The 17,522-nt window shown below is 72.2% G+C and carries 12 protein-coding genes and 1 pseudogene; 5 read left to right on the plus strand and 8 right to left on the minus strand.

The window, feature by feature from the left end; genetic code table 11:
- The first annotated feature begins 107 nt into the window (after window positions 1-107).
- Window positions 108-1,142 carry an agmatinase gene (speB, locus tag H297_RS36895; RefSeq protein ID WP_051351936.1) on the plus strand — a complete coding sequence of 345 codons (1,035 nt, stop codon included), beginning with the start codon at window positions 108-110 and terminating at the stop codon, window positions 1,140-1,142.
- A gap of 501 nt (window positions 1,143-1,643) precedes the next feature.
- Here speB and map read toward each other — a convergent pair.
- Window positions 1,644-2,411 (minus strand): type I methionyl aminopeptidase, encoded by a 768-nt coding sequence (gene map / locus H297_RS0117645; protein WP_027738150.1) that lies wholly within the window; start codon window positions 2,409-2,411, stop codon window positions 1,644-1,646.
- A 73-nt stretch (window positions 2,412-2,484) separates the two neighbouring features.
- Here map and H297_RS0117650 point away from each other — a divergent pair, with 73 nt between their 5' ends.
- The 3 genes from H297_RS0117650 to H297_RS0117660 all read left to right on the plus strand — a co-directional run bounded on the left by H297_RS0117650 (window position 2,485) and on the right by H297_RS0117660 (window position 8,077).
- Entirely contained in the window at window positions 2,485-2,775 is a 291-nt protein-coding gene (locus tag H297_RS0117650; protein ID WP_027738151.1) for a helix-turn-helix domain-containing protein, read from the plus strand.
- A 247-nt stretch (window positions 2,776-3,022) separates the two neighbouring features.
- The gene (locus H297_RS0117655) at window positions 3,023-4,129 is read left to right on the plus strand and encodes an esterase-like activity of phytase family protein (RefSeq protein WP_027738152.1); all 1,107 of its coding nucleotides are present in this window, start codon (window positions 3,023-3,025) and stop codon (window positions 4,127-4,129) included.
- A 123-nt stretch (window positions 4,130-4,252) separates the two neighbouring features.
- Window positions 4,253-8,077, plus strand: coding sequence for an ABC transporter transmembrane domain-containing protein (locus tag H297_RS0117660; protein WP_027738153.1), 3,825 nt, complete (start codon window positions 4,253-4,255; stop codon window positions 8,075-8,077).
- Between the two features lie 72 nt (window positions 8,078-8,149).
- Here the strand turns inward: H297_RS0117660 and H297_RS36900 are convergent, their stop codons facing one another.
- Complete coding sequence (locus tag H297_RS36900) at window positions 8,150-8,659, minus strand: NUDIX domain-containing protein (protein WP_051351950.1); 510 nt, start codon at window positions 8,657-8,659, stop codon at window positions 8,150-8,152.
- Window positions 8,660-8,817: 158 nt separating this feature from the next.
- On the opposite strand from H297_RS36900, the gene H297_RS0117670 reads away from it, so the two are divergent.
- A complete protein-coding gene (locus tag H297_RS0117670) occupies window positions 8,818-10,251 on the plus strand; it encodes a S28 family serine protease (protein WP_027738154.1) in 1,434 nt (477 codons plus the stop codon).
- A 30-nt stretch (window positions 10,252-10,281) separates the two neighbouring features.
- Here H297_RS0117670 and H297_RS0117675 read toward each other — a convergent pair whose 3' ends face one another.
- The 6 genes and pseudogenes from H297_RS0117675 to H297_RS0117705 form a co-directional block, all read right to left on the minus strand.
- The gene (locus H297_RS0117675) at window positions 10,282-11,130 is read right to left on the minus strand and encodes a sugar phosphate isomerase/epimerase family protein (RefSeq protein ID WP_027738155.1); all 849 of its coding nucleotides are present in this window, start codon (window positions 11,128-11,130) and stop codon (window positions 10,282-10,284) included.
- A 103-nt stretch (window positions 11,131-11,233) separates the two neighbouring features.
- A complete protein-coding gene (gene rbsD / locus H297_RS0117680; protein WP_027738156.1) occupies window positions 11,234-11,623 on the minus strand; it encodes a D-ribose pyranase in 390 nt (129 codons plus the stop codon).
- Window positions 11,620-12,681: a ribokinase gene (locus H297_RS0117685; RefSeq protein ID WP_027738157.1), complete on the minus strand. Its 1,062-nt coding sequence runs from the start codon at window positions 12,679-12,681 to the stop codon at window positions 11,620-11,622. Before H297_RS0117685 ends, rbsD begins: the two co-directional genes overlap by 4 nt.
- Before the next feature lie 135 nt (window positions 12,682-12,816).
- A pseudogene (locus tag H297_RS44325) lies at window positions 12,817-14,809 on the minus strand (ABC transporter permease/substrate-binding protein).
- Complete coding sequence (locus tag H297_RS0117700) at window positions 14,799-16,364, minus strand: sugar ABC transporter ATP-binding protein (protein WP_027738160.1); 1,566 nt, start codon at window positions 16,362-16,364, stop codon at window positions 14,799-14,801. The pseudogene H297_RS44325 and the gene H297_RS0117700 overlap by 11 nt, the downstream one beginning before the upstream one ends.
- On the minus strand, window positions 16,361-17,392 hold the full coding sequence (locus H297_RS0117705; protein ID WP_027738161.1) for a LacI family DNA-binding transcriptional regulator: 1,032 nt from the start codon (window positions 17,390-17,392) through the stop codon (window positions 16,361-16,363). The genes H297_RS0117700 and H297_RS0117705 overlap by 4 nt, the downstream gene beginning before the upstream one ends.
- Window positions 17,393-17,522: the final 130 nt, after the last annotated feature.

The raw sequence follows: 17,522 nt of genomic DNA on the forward strand, positions 1-17,522 counted from the left end.
ATTGTGTCTCGTACGGGCGCTCGATGGACGGAGTGTCCAAAAGGGGAGCCGCCCTCGCTCAGCAGCGGCCAACTGTCCGGCGGGCCGCTGCGCCTAGGCTCGGCGGTATGACCAGCAGCGACTCCTCTTCCCCGCAGGGGCCCGGCGGCGTGCGGCCGCCGCGCGGTCCCGTCGACTCCTCCCGGGTGCCCCGTTACGCCGGACCGGCGACGTTCGCGCGGCTGCCCCGCATCGACCAGACGGAGGGCCACGCGGACGTCGCCGTCGTGGGCGTGCCGTTCGACACCGGGGTCTCCTACCGTCCGGGCGCCCGGTTCGGCGGCAATGCCATCCGTGAGGCGTCCCGGCTGCTGCGCCCCTACAACCCGGCGCAGGACGCGGCGCCGTTCGCCCTGGCGCAGGTGGCGGACGCCGGGGACATCGCCGTCAACCCGTTCGACATCGGTGAGGCCATCGAAACCGTCGAGGCGGCGGCGGGAGAGCTGCTGGACGCCGGGTCGCGGCTGATGACCCTGGGCGGCGACCACACCGTCGCACTGCCGCTGCTGCGGGCGATGGCCCGCAAGCACGGCCCGGTCGCCCTGCTGCACTTCGACGCGCACCTGGACACCTGGGACACCTACTTCGGCGCCCCCTACACCCACGGCACCCCCTTCCGGCGGGCCGTGGAGGAGGGCGTGCTGGACACCTCGGCGCTCTCTCACGTGGGCACCCGGGGGCCGCTGTACGGCAAGCGCGACCTGGACGACGACGCCAAGATGGGCTTCGGCATCGTCACCTCCGCCGACGTGATGCGCCGCGGGGTGGACGAGGTCGTCGACCAGTTGCGGCAGCGCATCGGCTCCCGGCCGCTGTACGTGTCCATCGACATCGATGTGCTCGACCCCGCCCACGCGCCGGGCACGGGCACGCCGGAGGCGGGCGGTCTCACCTCGCGGGAACTGCTGGAGATCGTGCGCGGGCTCTCCGGCTGCCACCTGGTCTCGGCGGACCTGGTGGAGGTCGCCCCGGCCTACGACCACGCGGAGATCACCTCTGTCGCCGCCTCCCACACGGCGTACGAGCTGACGACGCTGATGACCCGGCAGATCGCGGCCGAGCGGGCCGGGAGCGGGAACGAAGGCGGGAACGGCGGAGCGTGAGGGGGCACGGACGAGCGGGTTCCGGCCGTGTTGGGGGCCGGGCCCTGCCGTGCACCTGCACGTGATCGCCGGGAGAGCCACCGGTCGGGGCGACGATCAGGCAGGTCGGAGCGGGCTTGACGGGGCTGCCGCCCCCTTCGGGGTGGTTACTCAACGCAACTGATTTAATACGTGACGTTACTGATTTTGATCGGTCGACGTGCAATCCGGGGAAGTTCTCGCCAGACTGCACGAGTGATCCCGCGCGGGAAGGTGGCGCGGAGCGCTCATGGAGCCGGCCTCGTGGGGGGTGTCGGCCCAGCGCGCCCAGGGACGCGCCGCCGGTGACCGGGGCGGCACCGGAGGAGCCCGACGGCTCACCGGGCCGCCACCGGTCACCCTCCTGGCTCCCGGAAGCCGGACGCCGCGTTTTGTGGGGTCCCGGAGTCGGTATCGGGCCCGTGGCCCTCGCATCGCCGTCGCGTCTGTGGCCCCGGAGTCGCTGTCGGGGCGGGGTCCGGCTCAGGGTGCGGTCAGTACCCGCGGTCCCTCCGGAGTGATCGCCACCGTGTGCTCGAAGTGCGCGGCCCTGCTGCCGTCCAGCGTGCGCAGCGTCCAGCCGTCGGGGTCGGTGGCGAACCCGTCGCCGCCGCCCGCCAGCAGCATCGGCTCGATGGCCAGCGTCAGACCCGCCCGCAGGGGGTAACCGCGGCCCGCCCGGCCCTCGTTCGGCACCGGCGGGTCCTCGTGCATCCGGCGCCCGATCCCGTGGCCGCCGAACTCCTGCGGGACGCCGTACCCGGCGGCGCGGGCCGTGGTGCCGACGGCGTACGAGATGTCGCCGAGCCGGCCCCCCGCCACCGCCGCCGCGATGCCCGCCTCCAGCGCCTGCTGCGCCGTGGTGAGCAGTGCCACGTCCGCGGGGTGTGCCGTGCCGACGCAGAAGCTGGTGGCCGCGTCGCCTGTCCAGCCGTCCAGCTGTGCGCCGCAGTCGACGCTGACCAGGTCGCCGTCGCGCAGCCGGTACCCGTCCGGGATGCCGTGCACGATGGCGTCGTTGACCGAGACGCACAGCGCCGCGGGGTAGGGCACGGGCGCGAAGTCGGGCCGGTAGTGCAGGAACGGAGAGGTGGCGCCCGCCGCGCGGAGCACCTCCCGGGCGACCTCGTCCAGTTCGGTCAGCCGTACGCCCACGCCGGCGGCCGCGCGGGTCTCCCGCAGGATGTCGGCGACCACGCGTCCGGCCGCTCGCATCGCGTCCAGTGCCGCGTCCGTCTTGAGCTCCACCATGACCGTGTGCCTCCGCTTCCGGGGCCGGACGGCTCCGGCCCACCAATTCTTATACCGGTATTAGTATCACGGCATGGTTCGCACTCCTCTCACACCACTGGAACGCGCACGCGGTCGCCACCTGGGCACCCTGCTCCGCCGGGCGCGGGGCGAGCGCAGCATGACGGACGTGGCCGCCGCGGCGGGCATCTCCGCCGAGACGCTCCGCAAGATCGAGACGGGGCGCGCACCCACCCCCGCCTTCTTCACCGTCGCCGCCCTCGTCGGCGCACTCGGACTCACCCTGGACGAGGTCGCCGACCGGTGCGCGGCCGTCACGGCCGAGGAGTCCGGGGAGGAGGCCGACCGGGCTCCGGCGGCCTGACGACGGGCTCCTCCGGCTGACGACTTCCGGCGGCTGTCGGCCAGGCGGGAGCCCGACGACCTCGTGGCGGGGCGGCGGCCCGGCCTCCCGGTGAGGGGCGGGGCGTCCTGGCGGTGCCGCACGGGTGCCGTCAGCGTGCCGCCCCGCACCATCGTCCGCACCGACGGCGCCGCCCGTGCCCGCACCGTCACCGAACTGCCCGCCCGCTCCACCGTCACACCGTCCGCGCACCGTGAAGGGGTCCACCATGCGTACGCGTCTCCCGCTCGCTCTCGTGACCGCTGCCGCCGCGCTGGCGGGCTGCGTCACCGCCCAGACGGCGGCGGCCCGGCCCACCGCGCTCCCGCAGACCCACCAGGGGCACGCCTGTTCGCGGTCCGTCGCCCTCCAGGGATACTCCGACTCCCTCGACAAGACGACCTTCCACGACCTGCCCGTCGCCGGGATCTCCGCCCTCGCGCCGGACGGGCGCGGGCGGCTCGTGGGCCTCTCCGACCGCTCCGTGCTCTTCACCTTCGACGTGGCCGCACACGGCCCCGTCCCACGCGCCCGCACCGTCGCCGGGGTGCCGGTCGCGGACGGGAACGGGGCGCCGCTCGACTCCGAGGGCCTGGTCGTCGAGCGGGACGGCAGCCGGCTGGTCACCTCCGAGGCGGAGCCGTCCATCGGGCGGTACACGGCGGACGGCACCTTCACGGGTGAGCGGCTGCCCATCCCGCAGGAGCTGCGGGTACGGCCCGCGGGGCGTGCTCAGCACAACCAGACCTTCGAGGGGCTGACCGCCTCGCACGCGGGCCGCACCCTGACCGCCTCCATGGAGGGCCCGCTGGAGGGCGACGGCACGGACGCGCGGGGCCGGGCACTGGTGCGGTTCCAGAACTGGCGGCTCGGCCAAGCGGCGGCCTCGCCCAGCAGCCAGTGGGCCTACCCGGTCGATCCCGAGCTCGGTGTCGCGGAGATCGCCGCGACCGGGGAGGGCCGCTATCTCGTCCTCGAACGCGGATACGACGCGGCGGCCGGCGCCAACACCATCCGCCTCTACCTCGCCGATCCGCGGCACGCGAGCGACGTCGGCGACGTCGGCAACGTCGGCAACACTGGTTCCCGCACCACCGGGCCCGGCGGGGTGCGTCCGCTGCGCAAGACGCTCCTGGCCGATCTGGGTGACTGCCCCGATCTGGGCGCCCCCAACCCCTCGCCGCAGCCCAACCCGCTGCTGGACAACATCGAGGCCCTCGCGGTGACCGGGCGCTCCCCGGGCCGGCTGCACCTGCTGCTGGCCAGCGACGACAACCAGCGCGCCGAGGAGGTCACCCGCCTCTACCGCCTCACCGCGCGGCTGCCCCGCCGCTGAGGGCGGCAGCGGCACCTGCGACAACACGAGCGGGAGATCCGACGGGATGAAAACCTGATCCTGGGACGTTGGGCCTCCGCGGAGGCAGGCCCAACGCGACGGGAAACGGGAAAAGGGAGCATCGTGACCCAGGACAGCGCCGGAAGTCCGAAGACGGCCGCCGGACCCGGATGGGCCCGGCGGCTGGCCGGATACTGTTGGCGGTACAAGCGCGCGGTGGTGTTTGCGCTGGGCGCCTCGCTCGGCGGCATGGCCGTCATGGCGCTGGTCCCGCTGCTGACCAAGATCATCATTGACGACGTGGTGGTCGGCGGCCAGGGCAGCCTGTGGACCTGGGTCGGTCTGCTGGTGGCCGCCGCGGCCGTCATCTACGCCTTCACCTACGCCCGCCGCTACTACGGCGGGCGGCTCGCGCTGGACGTCCAGCACGACCTGCGCACCGAGATGTACCGCTCGATCGTGCGGCTGGACGGCCGCAGCCAGGACGAGCTGTCCACGGGCCAGGTCGTCGGGCGGGGCACCAGCGACCTCCAGCTCGTGCAGAGCCTGCTGTTCATGCTGCCGATGATGATCGGCAACGTGCTGCTCTTCCTCGTCGCGCTCGTCGTGATGGTCGTCCTCTCGCCGCTGCTCACCCTCGTCTCGCTGGCCGTCTTCCCGCTGCTGTGGTGGGTGGCGAACCTCAGCCGCAAGCGCCTCTTCCCGGCCACCTGGTACGCGCAGCAGCAGGCCGGTGCGGTCGCCTCCGTGGTGGACGGCGCGGTCACCGGCGTGCGGGTGGTCAAGGGCTTCGGGCAGGAGGCGCAGGAGACGGGCAAACTGCGGGCCATCAGCCGCAAGCTGTTCGCCGGACGGCTGCGTACCGTACGGCTCAACGCCCGCTACACCCCCGTCCTCCAAGGCGTGCCCTCCCTCGGGCAGGTCGCCATGCTGGCGCTCGGCGGCTGGATGGCCACCCGGGGTGAGATCACGCTGGGCACCTTCGTCGCCTTCTCCACCTACCTGGCGCAACTGGTGGGCCCGGTGCGGATGCTGGCGATGATGCTGACTGTCGGACAGCAGGCCCGCGCCGGTGTCGAACGGGTCTACGACCTGATCGACACCGAGCCGCAGATGGCCGAGAGCCCGTACGCGCGCGAGCTGCCCGGGACCGCCGACGCCTCCGTCGAGTTCGACCACGTCACCTTCGGCTACGCGCCCGACGACCCGGTGCTGGACGGCTTCTCGCTGCGCGTCGAGCCGGGGGAGACCGTCGCCCTGGTGGGCGCCAGCGGCAGCGGCAAGTCCACCGTCTCGATGCTGCTGCCGCGCTACTACGACGTGACCGGCGGCGCCGTCCGCGTCGGCGGCCACGACGTGCGCGAGCTGACGCTGGACTCGCTGCGCTCCGCCATCGGCCTCGTCCCGGAGAACCCCTTCCTCTTCTCCTCCTCGCTGCGGGAGAACATCGCCTACGGAGCGCCCGACGCCACCGACGAACAGATCCGTGCCGCCGCCCGCGCCGCCCAGGCCGACCGCTTCATCGACGCGCTGCCCGACGGCTACGAGACCGCCGTCGGGGAGGCGGGCCTGACCCTCTCGGGCGGCCAGCGCCAGCGCATCGCCCTGGCCCGCGCACTGCTGACCGACCCGCGGCTGCTCCTGCTGGACGACGCGACCTCGGCTGTCGACGCCCGCGTCGAGCACGAGATCCACGAGGCGCTGCGCGGCGTGATGGCGGGCCGCACCACTCTGCTGATCGCGCACCGCCAGTCCACCCTCGCGCTGGCCGACCGGATCGCCGTCCTGGACGGCGGCCGACTGGCCGACACCGGCACCCACGAGGAGCTGACCGAGCGCTGCGCCCTCTACCGCAAGCTGCTGACGGACCCGGACGAGCTGGGCGACGTGGGCCGCGACCCGGCCGGCATGGCCGCCGCCCAGGACGCCCGGCAGGAGCCCACCGTCGACGGCGTCACCCCCGAGCTGTGGGTGCGTGAGCAGGAGGAGGAAGCGGACGCCCACGGCACCACGGGCGTCGCTGCCGCCCAGTCGGGACGCCCCGGCACCTTCGCCTCCGAACTGGCCGGGCTGCCCGGCGACCCCGAACTCCTCGCCAGAGTGGCCGCGCTCCCGCCCGCCGACGATGTCCCCGACATCGACGAGCAGCAGGCCGAACGGGCCGAGACCTCCTACGGGCTGCGCCGGCTGCTGCGCGGTTTCGGTGCCGCCCTGCTGGTCGCCCTCGTCTTCGCCGCGCTGGACGCCGGCTTCGGGCTCGTGCTGCCCGTCCTCATCCGGCACGGCATCGACGACGGCGTGGAGAAGGGCGCGCTGGGAGCCGTGTGGTTCGCCTCCGGCCTGGCGCTCGCCGTGGTCGTCGCGCAGTGGGGCGCACAGGTCGGTTCGCTGCTGCTGACCGGACGCACCGGGGAACGCGTGCTGTACGCCCTGCGGGTGAAGATCTTCGCGCAGTTGCAGCGCCTCGGCCTGGACTACTACGAGCGCCACCTGGCCGGCGCCGTGATGACGCGCATGACGACCGACGTGGACGCGCTGTCCACCTTCCTGCAGACCGGGCTGGTCACCGCCGTCGTCTCGCTCTTCACCTTCCTGGGCATCCTCGTCGCCCTGCTGCTGCTCGACCTCCAGCTCGCCCTGGTCGTCTTCGCGACGCTGCCGCTGCTGGTCGTCGGCACCGTCTTCTTCCGGCGCAAGAGCGTCAAGGCCTACGAACTGGCCCGCGAGCGGGTCAGCGTCGTCAACGCCGACCTCCAGGAGTCCGTGGCCGGGCTGCGGATGGTGCAGGCCTTCCGCGGGGAGGAGCGCGGCGCCGACCAGTTCGAGCAGCGCAGCGACGGCTACCGGCAGGCACGGGTGCGCGGACAGTGGCTCATCTCCGTCTACTTCCCCTTCGTGCAGCTCCTGGCCTCCCTGGCGACCGCCTCCGTCCTCGTGGTGGGCGCCACCCGGATCGAGAACGGCACCCTGACGGCGGGCGCATTGGTGGCCTACCTGCTCTACATCGAGCTGTTCTTCGCCCCGGTCCAGCAGCTCTCGCAGGTCTTCGACGGCTACCAGCAGGCGGCCGTCTCGCTGCGCCGTATCCAGGAGCTGCTGCGCGAGCAGAGCACCACTCCCGCGCCCGCCGCCCCGCGCGAGGTGGCCGGGGTGCGCGGCGAGATCGAGTTCCGCGACGTGCGCTTCCGGTACGCCACGACCGACCCGACCGGCACCCCGGGGGAGGAAGAGGCCCTCTCCGACGTGCGGTTGACGATCCCCGCGGGGCAGACCGTCGCCTTCGTCGGCGAGACCGGCGCGGGCAAGTCCACCCTCGTCAAGCTGGTGGCCCGGTTCTACGACCCCAGCGAGGGCGCCGTCCTGGTGGACGGGCACGACCTGCGCGAGCTCGACCTGACCGGCTACCGGCACCGGCTCGGCGTCGTCCCTCAGGAGCCCTACCTCTTCCCCGGCACCGTGCGGGACGCCATCGCGTACGGGCGCATGGACGCCACCGACGCCGAGGTCGAGGCCGCCGCGCGGAACGTGGGGGCGCACGACATGATCGCCTCGCTGGCGGGCGGCTACCTGCACGAGGTCGACGAGCGCGGCCGCAACCTGTCCGCGGGGCAGCGGCAGTTGATCGCCCTGGCGCGGGCCGAGCTGGTCGGCCCCGCCGTGCTGCTGCTGGACGAGGCGACCGCCGCCCTCGACCTGGCCACCGAAGCGCTGGTCAACCAGGCCACCGACCGGCTCGCCGGCTCGCGGACCACCCTGGTGGTCGCGCACCGGCTGACCACCGCCGCGCGGGCCGACCGGGTCGTCGTGCTGGACCACGGGCGGGTCGTGGAGGACGGCACCCACGCCGAACTGCTGGCAGCCGACGGACGGTACGCCGAGCTGTGGCGCACCTTCACGGGGGAGCCGGCCACCGGTGCGGGCGGCGAGACGGAGCACGCGCTGGTGTGACGGGGCGCGTGCCGGTGACGGACGCGTGCCGGTGACGGCGCACGCGCCCCGTCCGGCTTCCCGGAGCGACGCTCAGGGGCCGGGCGGGGCGCCGCAGAATCCGACCAGGTATTCGTCCACCGTCTGCACCCGGCCCCAGGGCAGCGGCTCCAGCCCGGTGCGCCAGTGCAGGGCGGAGATCTCCTCGTTCGGGGTGAAGGGCAGCAGCCCGGTCAGCTCGCCGGCGAACAGGGCACCGTAGAGCACGTGCTGTGCCGGCCCCAGGGCGGTGCGGGAGAAGCCGACGAAGCGCAGCGCCGCCGGGTCCACCTCCTGACAGGTCTCCTCGCGCAGTTCGCGGGCCGCCGCCGCGCGGGGCGTCTCCCCCTCCTCGACGCCGCCGCCGGGCAGCTCCCAGCAGTCGCGGTCGCGCACGTGCACCATCAGCAGCCTGCCCTCGTGCCGGACGGCGAGCAGGGCGTAGCCGACCGCTGCGTCGGCGAAACGCGTGTCCTCCGGCTCGTGGTGGAAGGACAGCAGCCGCATCCCGCGTGGCCCGGTGGCCAGCGGGGCGGGCAGCGGCCCGGTTGCGGGATCAGTCATGGTGCGCAGCGTAGCCGCGGCCACCGACGCGGGTGTTCGTCCCGCTGAGCGGTGCGGGCTGACCCGTATGCGTACACACGGCGGGTCCCAGGGTCTGGCGGAGCCGGTCGCGCGCCGATAGGTTCACGTCGACTTTTGGCGAAGTATGGGGAGGGTAAATGCGCAGAACGCTCAGATGGTTGCTGTCTCTGGTGGTGCTGATAGGCACCTTCGGCGTCGGCAGCGCGTCGGCGGGGGCCGCCACAGCGGCCGGATCCGGCGGGAAGGCCGGCGCCACCGACATCAAGGACCGCATCCTCGCGGTACCCGGGATGAGCCTCATCGAGGAGAAGCCCGTCGACGGGTACCGCTATTTTCTGCTCAACTACGAACAGCCCGTCGACCACCGGCACCCCGGCAAGGGCACGTTCCAGCAGCGCATCTCCATCCTGCACAAGGCCACCGACCGGCCCACCGTCTTCTTCACCGGCGGCTACAACCTGAGCACCACCCCCAGCCGCAGCGAGCCGACGCAGCTGACGGACGGCAACCAGGTCTCCATGGAGTACCGCTTCTTCACGCCGTCGCGTCCCGAGCCGGCCGACTGGTCGAAGCTGACCATCTGGCAGGCCGCCAGCGACCAGCACCGCATCCACGAGGCGCTGAAGAAGATCTACGGCAAGAACTGGATCGCCACCGGCGCCAGCAAGGGCGGCATGACGGCGACCTACTACCGCCGCTTCTACCCGCACGACATGGACGGCACCGTCCCCTACGTCGCCCCGAACGACGTGCGCAACGACGAGGACTCCGCCTACGGCACATTCTTCAAGACGGTGGGCACCAAGGAGTGCCGCGACCGGCTCAACGGCGTGCAGCACGAAATCTTCGAGCGCCGCGGCGAGATGGTGCCCCGGCTGAAGAAGTGGGCGAAGGAGAACGACTACACCTTCAAGCTGGCCGGCGGCGCCGACAAGGCCTTCGAACTGATCGCGCAGGACCTGGTGTGGGGCTACTGGCAGTACCACCTGCTCAAGGACTGCGACCAGGTGCCCGCCCCGGACGCCTCGACGGACACGCTCTACCAGTGGGCCGACGAGATCGGCGGCTGGGACGCCGGTACCGACCAGGGCATGCTGCCCTACACCCCGTACTACTACCAGGCGGGCACCCAGATGGGGTCGCCCGACTACGAGGAGCCGCTCCTCGACGACGTGCGCAAGTACCCGGGCCTGAACACGCCCCGCACCTATGTGCCGCGTGACATCCCGATGCGCTTCAACAAGCACGACAAGGCGATGCGGGACGTCGACCGCTGGGTGCGCCGCGACTCCTCGCAGATGCTCTACATCTACGGCGAGAACGACCCGTGGGGCGCGGAGCCGTTCCACCCGGGCAAGCGCACCAAGGACACCGCCGTCTTCTGGGCGCCCGACCAGAACCACGGCGCGCAGATCGCCACCCTGGCCGAGGACGACCGCGCGAAGGCCACCCGCATGCTGCTGAAGTTCGCGGGCCTCAAGGCCGAGCCGGGCGCGAAGCCCCAGCGGCTGACAACGTACGACAAGAAGCTGGACACGCCGCAGAAGGACGCGCGGACACTGCGTCCGTGACCCTCGACTGAGGCCGCCGGCGCGGCACCGTCACGCCGCGTCGGCGAGCAGGCCCAGCAGATGGGCGCGCACGCCCGGCAGCAGCTCGGGCAGTGCGCGCACCTGGGGGTACCAGCGCTTCTCGTACTCCCAGCACAGCCACTCCACGCCCGTCCCCTGCCCGGGGACGGGCGTGCGGGCGTCCGCGGCGCGGGTGAGCACCTCGACGAGTTCCGCGAGCGGCAGTACGCCCTCGCCGGGCGGCAGCGGTGTGCTGTCCTGGCGGGAGGGGACGTCCTTGACCTGGACGTACCCGAGATGGGGGGCCAACAGGTCGTAGGTCTCCTGCGGTTCCTCGCCGCCGCGCCAGGTGTGCAGCACGTCCCACAGGGCGCCCGCGCCCGGTCGGCCGACCGCCCGCAGCACGCGCGCCGTGTCCGCGCCCGTGCGGTGGGAGTCGTGCGTCTCCAGCAGCACCCGCACGCCCAGGTCCTCGGCGATCCGCGCGGCCTCCGTCAGCCGCCGTACCGCCGTCCCGTCGGCCGCGGCGGAATCCCGGGCGGCGCCGGTCCCGTCGGTCTCCGCACCGGGGAAGACGCGGACGTAGGGCACCCCCAGGTCGCGCGCCAGCTCCACCAGGGCGCGCACCTCGGCGAGTACGGGCCCGTCGTCGCCGTCCGCCGCCATCCTCGGATACCCGGCAAGACACAGCACCTCAAGCCCTGCCCGGCCGAACCGCTCGGCCACCTCGCTCCGCTCGCGCGGGCTCAGACCGGGGTGGACCGGCTCTTCCTCGTGGGCGCGCAGCTCCACCCCGTGGAAGCCGGATCCGGTGGCCATGCGCAGGACTTCGTCGAGGGGCGTGCCGGGGACGCCGAGGGTGGAGAAGGCGAGTCGCATGCGCTCAGCCGACCAGATGCACGGGGAAAAGTCACGCTACGGCTCACACCGGAAGGCGGGCACCGTCAGCTCGGAGTCGGCTCGGAGTCAGCTCGGAGCCGGCTCAGAACGGTACCCCGCACCGCAGCACCACGTTGGCGTACGGCCGCGCCTCGCCGGTGCGCACCACCAGGCGGGCCCGGCGGGTGAGCGCCTTCAACTCCTCGTGCGGCACCGACCGCCAACCGGGCAGCTTCTCCTCCAGCAGCGCCGCGCACGCGGGGTTGGCCTCGCGTACCTCGGTCGCGGCCGTGGCGCCCTCGACCTCCAGCTCGTCGAGCAGCCCCGTCAGCACTTCGGCGAAGGAGGGCGTGCCCGCGCGGAAGGCCAGGTCGACGACCGTGGGCCCGTCGGGGATCGGCAGCCCCACGTCGCACACCACGACCAGGTCGGTGTGGCCCAGGCAGGCCAGCGCCCCGCTCAGTCCGCGGTTGAGTATGCCGCTCCGCTTCACCCGGCACGCCCTTCGGGCTCCGCGCCGAGGGTGCTTCCGTCAGCCGTCTCCATGTCAGAGGCGGTGGGGTAGGACTCCTGAGCCCCCGGGCGGGTGACCGCGAAGGAGCCGACGCGCACCGCGTACCGTACGGCTTCCTCCAGCCCGCTGCCGCGGCCCAGCCGCCAGCCGAGCGCCCCGGTGAAGGCGTCACCGGCGCCGGTGGTGTCCACGGCCTCGACGTGCGGGCTGGGCACCCGCACCATGCCGACCCCGTCCGTCACCTCGGCGCCCACCTCGGACCCTGCCACCAGCGCACCCTCGCCGCCCAGCGTGACCACCACGCTGCGCGGGCCCAGGCCCAGCAGGGCGGTGGCCCACTCCGCCGGGTCGTCACCGAGCGACGCGCCGTCGTCCAGCAACTGGCGTGCCTCGTGCTCGTTGACCACCAGCGGGTCGCACAGCCCCAGCACGTCCTCGGGCAGCCGCGCGGGCGGGGAGGGGTTGAGCACCAGCCGCGCACCGTGCTCGGCCGCGGCGCGCGCCGCCGCGGCGACCGTCTCCAGCGGGATCTCCAACTGGCAGGAGACCACCGCGGCCGCCTCGAACAGCGGGCCCGCCGCCGCCACGTCCGCCGGGCTGAGCCGGGCGTTGGCGCCGGGGGAGACGACGATGCTGTTGTCGCCCGCGGCGTCCACGGTGATGAGGGCGACGCCGGTGGGGGCGTCGGTGCCCTCGGCGCCCTCGGGGGCACCGGCCGCGCCGGGGACCTTGACGCCGTCCTTGCCCACCGTGCCCGGTGTGTCCGTCGGGCCCACGAGGAGCCCCGCCAACGCCGCACCCGCGTCCCGCTGCGCCTCGGCCAGCATCCGGCCGTACGCGTCGTCACCGACGCGCGCCAGCAGCGTGGTGCGGGCCCCGAGCCGGGCGGCGGCCGCCGCCTGGTTCGCGCCCTTGCCGCCCGGGTGGATCACCAGGTCCGACCCGAGCACCGTCTCGCCCGGGCCCGGCCGTCGGTCGAGACCGATGACCAGGTCGGCGTTGGCGGACCCTACGACCAACAGGTCGTACTCGTGCATCCGGTGTGCTCCTTCTCGCTCCGCGCGGGCAGCGCCCGCGCGGACCGCGTTGCGTGTCGTCCGACCGGCTCCCGGCCTCGGTGACCTTCCCGGCCCCGAGTCGTGGGACCGCGTGGTCCGGGAGCCGTCCTGGGATCAGGAGTAGCGGTCGACGTTCTTCTTGGTGACGACCTTCACCGGGACCTTGATCTGGTCCTGCACCTTGGTCTCGTCGATGACCCGCATGGCGTTGCGGACGGCCATCTTGCCCAGCTCGGCCGGCTGCTGGGCGACGGTCGCGTTCAAGGTGCCCTTCTTGACGGCCTTCATCGCGTCCGGGGTGCCGTCGAAGCCGACGACCTTGACGCTCTTGCCGGACTTGGCGCCCAGCGCCTTGACCGCGCCCAGCGCCATCTCGTCGTTCTCCGCGAAGACCGCGTCGATCTCCGGGTGCGACTGCATGGCGTTGGTGGTCACGTCCAGGCCCTTGGCCCGCTGGAAGTCCGCGGGCTGCTTGGTGGCGACCTTGATGCCCGGGTACTTCTTGAGGCCCTCCTTGAAGCCCTGCCCGCGCTCGCGGGAGGCGGAGGTGCCCGTCTGGCCCTGCAGGACCAGGATCTCGCCCTTGCCGCCGAGCAGGTCGTTGATCTGCTTGGCGGCCTGCTTGCCACCGGCGACGTTGTCGGAGGCGACCGTCGTCTCGATCTTGGCCTTGTTGACGCTGCGGTCGGCGGCGATGACCGGGATGTTCGCGTTGTTCGCGGCCTTGACCGAGGGGGCGGCGGCGTCCGAGTCGACAGGGTTGATGATGATCGACTTCATCTGCTGAGAGGTGAAGTTCTGCATCTGGTTGGCCTGCTGGGAGGCGTCGTCCGAGGCGTTCTGGACGCTCAGGTCGGCGCCCTGCGCCTTGGCCTCGGCCTCCGCGCCCTCCTTCATCTGGACCATGAAGGGCTGGTTGAGCGCCGATATGGCGAAGCCGATCTTGGCCTTCTCCTTGCCGCCCTTGGAGTCACCACCGGAGCCACAGGCGGAGGCGGTCAGCGCGACCGCCGTGGCCACGATGAGGACAGACGTGTTCTTTCTCTTGCTCATTGCTGCATTCCTTGCAGTCGGCAGTGGGACGAACTACGCGAACTCCCCCGTTGCACAAAGATCACGTGCGACGACGCAGTGTATCGAGGAGCACAGCCAATGCGATGACGACCCCGATGACGACTTGCTGCCAGAAAGCGGAAACGTCGAGCAGGTTGAGCCCATTGCGCAGAACAGCGAGGATAAGCGCGCCGATCAGCGTTCCGGAAGCCTTTCCGACCCCTCCGGAGAGACTCGCACCGCCGATCACCACCGCCGCGATCGCATCCAGTTCGTAACCATTGGCCGCGTTGGGCTGGGCCGAGGCGAGCCGGGACGCAAGGACGATTCCGGCCACTGCCGCGAATGTGCCCACCAGGGTGTAGATCACCAGCTTCTGGCGCCGTACCCGGATGCCGGACAGGTGCGCGGCCTCCTCGTTGCCGCCGATCGCGTACATCGACCGCCCGCTGTAGGTGCGGGCCAGGATCACCGCGGCCAGCACGCCCATCACCAGCATCACGATGACCGGCACCGGCAGCCACTCGCCGATCGTCTTGCCGATCCAGGACAGCGAGTCGGGCAGCAGCACCGGGTTGCCCTCGGAGACGACCTGCGCCAGACCGCGCGCCGCCGAGAGCATCGCCAGGGTCGCGATGAACGGCGGCAGCTTGCCGTAGGAGATCAGTACGCCGTTGAGAAGCCCGCAGGCCGTACCGGTGAGGATCGCCAGCACGGTGCCCAGGAAGACCGGCATGCCCTGGGTGGTGGTGAACCAGCCGAGCATGACGCCGGAGAACGCGGCCACCGAACCCACCGACAGGTCGATGCCGCCGGAGACGATGGCGAAGGTGACGCCGAAGGCGAGGATCGCGGTCACCGCGGCCTGCACGCCGACGTTCAGCAGGTTCGTCGTCGTGAAGAAGTTCCCGGACATGATCCCCAGGACCACGACCAGGACGACGAGCGCGCTGAGCGCACCGTTGTCCAGCAGGATGCGGCGTATCACGTGCGGCGGCCCGCTGCTGCCGGGGCGCTTGTCCAGGCGGTGACCCGGCTGCGTGTCAATGGCCACGGGGAGATTCCTCCATTGTGCTCGTTCCGGGCGCGGAGGTGCCGACGGCCAGGGCCATGACGGCGTCCTGGGTCGCTTCCCGCGCGGTCAGTTCACCGGCGATCCGGCCCTGGGACATCACCAGGACCCGGTCGCTCATGCCCAGCACCTCGGGAAGGTCACTGGAGATCATCAGCACCGCGTGGCCGGAGGCCGTCAGCTCGTTGATGAGCTGGTAGATCTCGACCTTGGCGCCCACGTCGATGCCGCGGGTGGGTTCGTCGAGGATCAGCACGCGGCTCTTGGCCAGCAGCCACTTGCCGATCACGACCTTCTGCTGGTTGCCGCCCGAGAGAGTGCGCACGTGCTGGTCCAGGCCGGCCATCCGCACCCCCAGCCGGTCGGCGATGCGGGCGGCGTCCTTGCGCAGCCCGCCACGGTTCACCAGGCCGCCTCTGCTCGCCTCGCGCATCGAGACCAGACCGAGGTTCTCCGAGACCGATGCCTCGGGCAGCAGGCCCTGCCCCTTGCGGTCCTCCGGGACGAGGCCGAGCCCGGCCGTGTGCGAGGCCCACACGTCGCCGCCGGGCAGCCGCTTGCCGCCCACCTCGACGCGGCCCGCGTCGTAGTCGTCGGCGCCGAAGACCGCGCGGACGACCTCCGTGCGGCCCGCGCCCACCAGCCCGGCCAGCCCGACGACCTCGCCGGCCCGCACCTCGAAGCTGACGTCGGCGAAGACGCCCTGCTTGCGCAGCCCCGAGACCCGCAGCAGCGGTGCGGCCCCGGTCACGGCGTCCTCGGCCTGCACGGTCTGGCGCGGGTACTGCTGCTCGATGCTGCGGCCCACCATCAGCCGCACCAGCTCGTCCTGCGGCGTGTCGGCCGGCACCTGGCCGACGCTGCGCCCGTCGCGCAGCACCGTGACCCGGTCGCCGATCGCGGGGATCTCCTCCAGGTGGTGGGTGATGAAGACGATGCCCACGCCCTCCGAACGGAGTCTGCGCACGATCGCGAAGAGCCGGGCCACCTCCTCGGTGGTGAGCACGGCGGTCGGCTCGTCCATGATCAGCACGCGGGTGCGCAGGCTGAGCGCCTTGGCGATCTCCACCATCTGGCGCCCGGCGATGCCCAGTTTGCCGACCGGGGTGCGCGGCGAGGCGGTGACACCGACGCGGTCCAGCAGCACTTTCGCGTCGGCCTCCATCTTCCGGCGGTCCACCATGCCCAGCCTGCGCGGCTGGCGGCCCAGGAAGATGTTCTCCGCGACGGAGAGCTGCGGCACCAGGTTGAACTCCTGGTGGATGGTGGCGATGCCCTGCTTCTCGGCGGACTCGGCGTCCGCGATGCGCACCTGCTTGCCCTCGCGCAGCACCCGCCCGGCGTCCGCGCGGTAGGTACCGGAGAGCACCTTGATCAGCGTGCTCTTGCCGGCGCCGTTCTCGCCGAGCAGGACGTGCACCTCGCCGGAGCGCAGGTCGAAGTCGACACCGTCCAGGGCGACCACGCCGGGGAACGTCTTGCGGATGCCCTCGGTGCGCAGCAGTTCCCGTGCCGGGGGCGGATCAGGGGTGGTCAACGGCGCGTCCTTTCGTCTTCGCCGCGGCAGCGGCGCGCTGTTTCGCCGCAGGAGCGGCGCGCTTCGAGGTGGGCAAAGAGCGTGACGGAGTCGGCGCTCCGTCCCTCCACCAGGTCGGTCAGTGCGGCGACCGCACGGTGCCCCAGTTCCTGGGTGGGCTGGACGATCGCGGTGATCGGCGGAGCGGTGTGCACGAACCAGGGGATGTCGTCGAAGGCGGCCAGCGACACGTCGTCGGGCACTGTGAGGCCGAGCGTGCGCAGCTTCTCCATGACGCCCAGCGCCATCAGGTTGTCCGTCGCGAAGACCGCGTCGGGCGGCCGGGGCAGGGTGAAGAAGTCCTCGGTGGCCCGACGGCCGCTGGCGGTCTGGAAGTCGCCCTGCCCGATGTAGATCTCGGGGAGCGGCAGACCGAACTCCTCCACCGCCTGGCGGAACGCCTCCAGCCGCTCGTTGCCGGTGGTGCTGGCGACGGGCCCGGTGATGATGGCCGGCCTGCGGTGGCCCAGCTCGTACAGGTGGGCCACCAGGGCGCGGACGGCGCTGCGCCCGTCGGCCCGTACGACCGGCACGTCCAGGCCCTCGATCCACCGGTCGACCAGGACCATGGGGATGCCGGTCAGTGCGGCCTCGCGCAGTGCGAGGGAGTCGCCGTTCGCCGGGGAGACCAGCAGCCCGTCGATCCTGCGGTCCAGCAGGGTGCGTACGTGGTGGTCCTGGAGCGCGAGCTGTTCGTCCGCGTTGCCGATGATGACGCTGTAGCCCCGCTCGCGTGCCGCGTCCTCGACGGCGCGGGCCAGCTCGGTGAAGAAAGGATTCAGCACGTCGCTGATGACCAGGCCCAGGGTGCGGGTCTGGTCCGTGCGCAGCGAGCGGGCCAGCGTGTTGGGCCGGTAGCTGAGCTCGGAGACGACGGTCAGGACGCGGGCCCTGGTCTCCTCACGGACCCCGCTGTGGTCGTTGAGGACGCGGGAGACCGTGGCGACGGAGACGCCGGCGCGTGCCGCGACGTCCTTGATGCCTGCCATTGCGCTGCCGGTTTCCAAAGGTGCGAGGAACGGACGGGGTACGGGAGAGAAGAGGGGGGAAGTGTTCCCGTGCGCAGGGCACTTGGTGGGGGCGCCGCGCTGCGTGCATGGAAACGATTACATCGGTCAT

Source organism: Streptomyces sp. CNT360 (assembly GCF_000424785.1).

What these genes read in the sequence shown, in the direction of transcription:
- speB (WP_051351936.1), top strand. Translation starts at nt 108, where the DNA reads ATGACCAGCAGCGACTCCTCTTCCCCGCAGGGGCCCGGCGGCGTGCGG.
- map (WP_027738150.1), bottom strand. Translation starts at nt 2,411, where the DNA reads ATGGTGGAGCTCAAGACGGACGCGGCACTGGACGCGATGCGAGCGGCC.
- H297_RS0117670 (WP_027738154.1), top strand. Translation starts at nt 8,818, where the DNA reads ATGCGCAGAACGCTCAGATGGTTGCTGTCTCTGGTGGTGCTGATAGGC.
- H297_RS0117650 (WP_027738151.1), top strand. Translation starts at nt 2,485, where the DNA reads ATGGTTCGCACTCCTCTCACACCACTGGAACGCGCACGCGGTCGCCAC.
- H297_RS0117655 (WP_027738152.1), top strand. Translation starts at nt 3,023, where the DNA reads ATGCGTACGCGTCTCCCGCTCGCTCTCGTGACCGCTGCCGCCGCGCTG.
- H297_RS36900 (WP_051351950.1), bottom strand. Translation starts at nt 8,659, where the DNA reads ATGACTGATCCCGCAACCGGGCCGCTGCCCGCCCCGCTGGCCACCGGG.
- H297_RS0117705 (WP_027738161.1), bottom strand. Translation starts at nt 17,392, where the DNA reads ATGGCAGGCATCAAGGACGTCGCGGCACGCGCCGGCGTCTCCGTCGCC.
- H297_RS0117675 (WP_027738155.1), bottom strand. Translation starts at nt 11,130, where the DNA reads ATGCGACTCGCCTTCTCCACCCTCGGCGTCCCCGGCACGCCCCTCGAC.
- H297_RS0117685 (WP_027738157.1), bottom strand. Translation starts at nt 12,681, where the DNA reads ATGCACGAGTACGACCTGTTGGTCGTAGGGTCCGCCAACGCCGACCTG.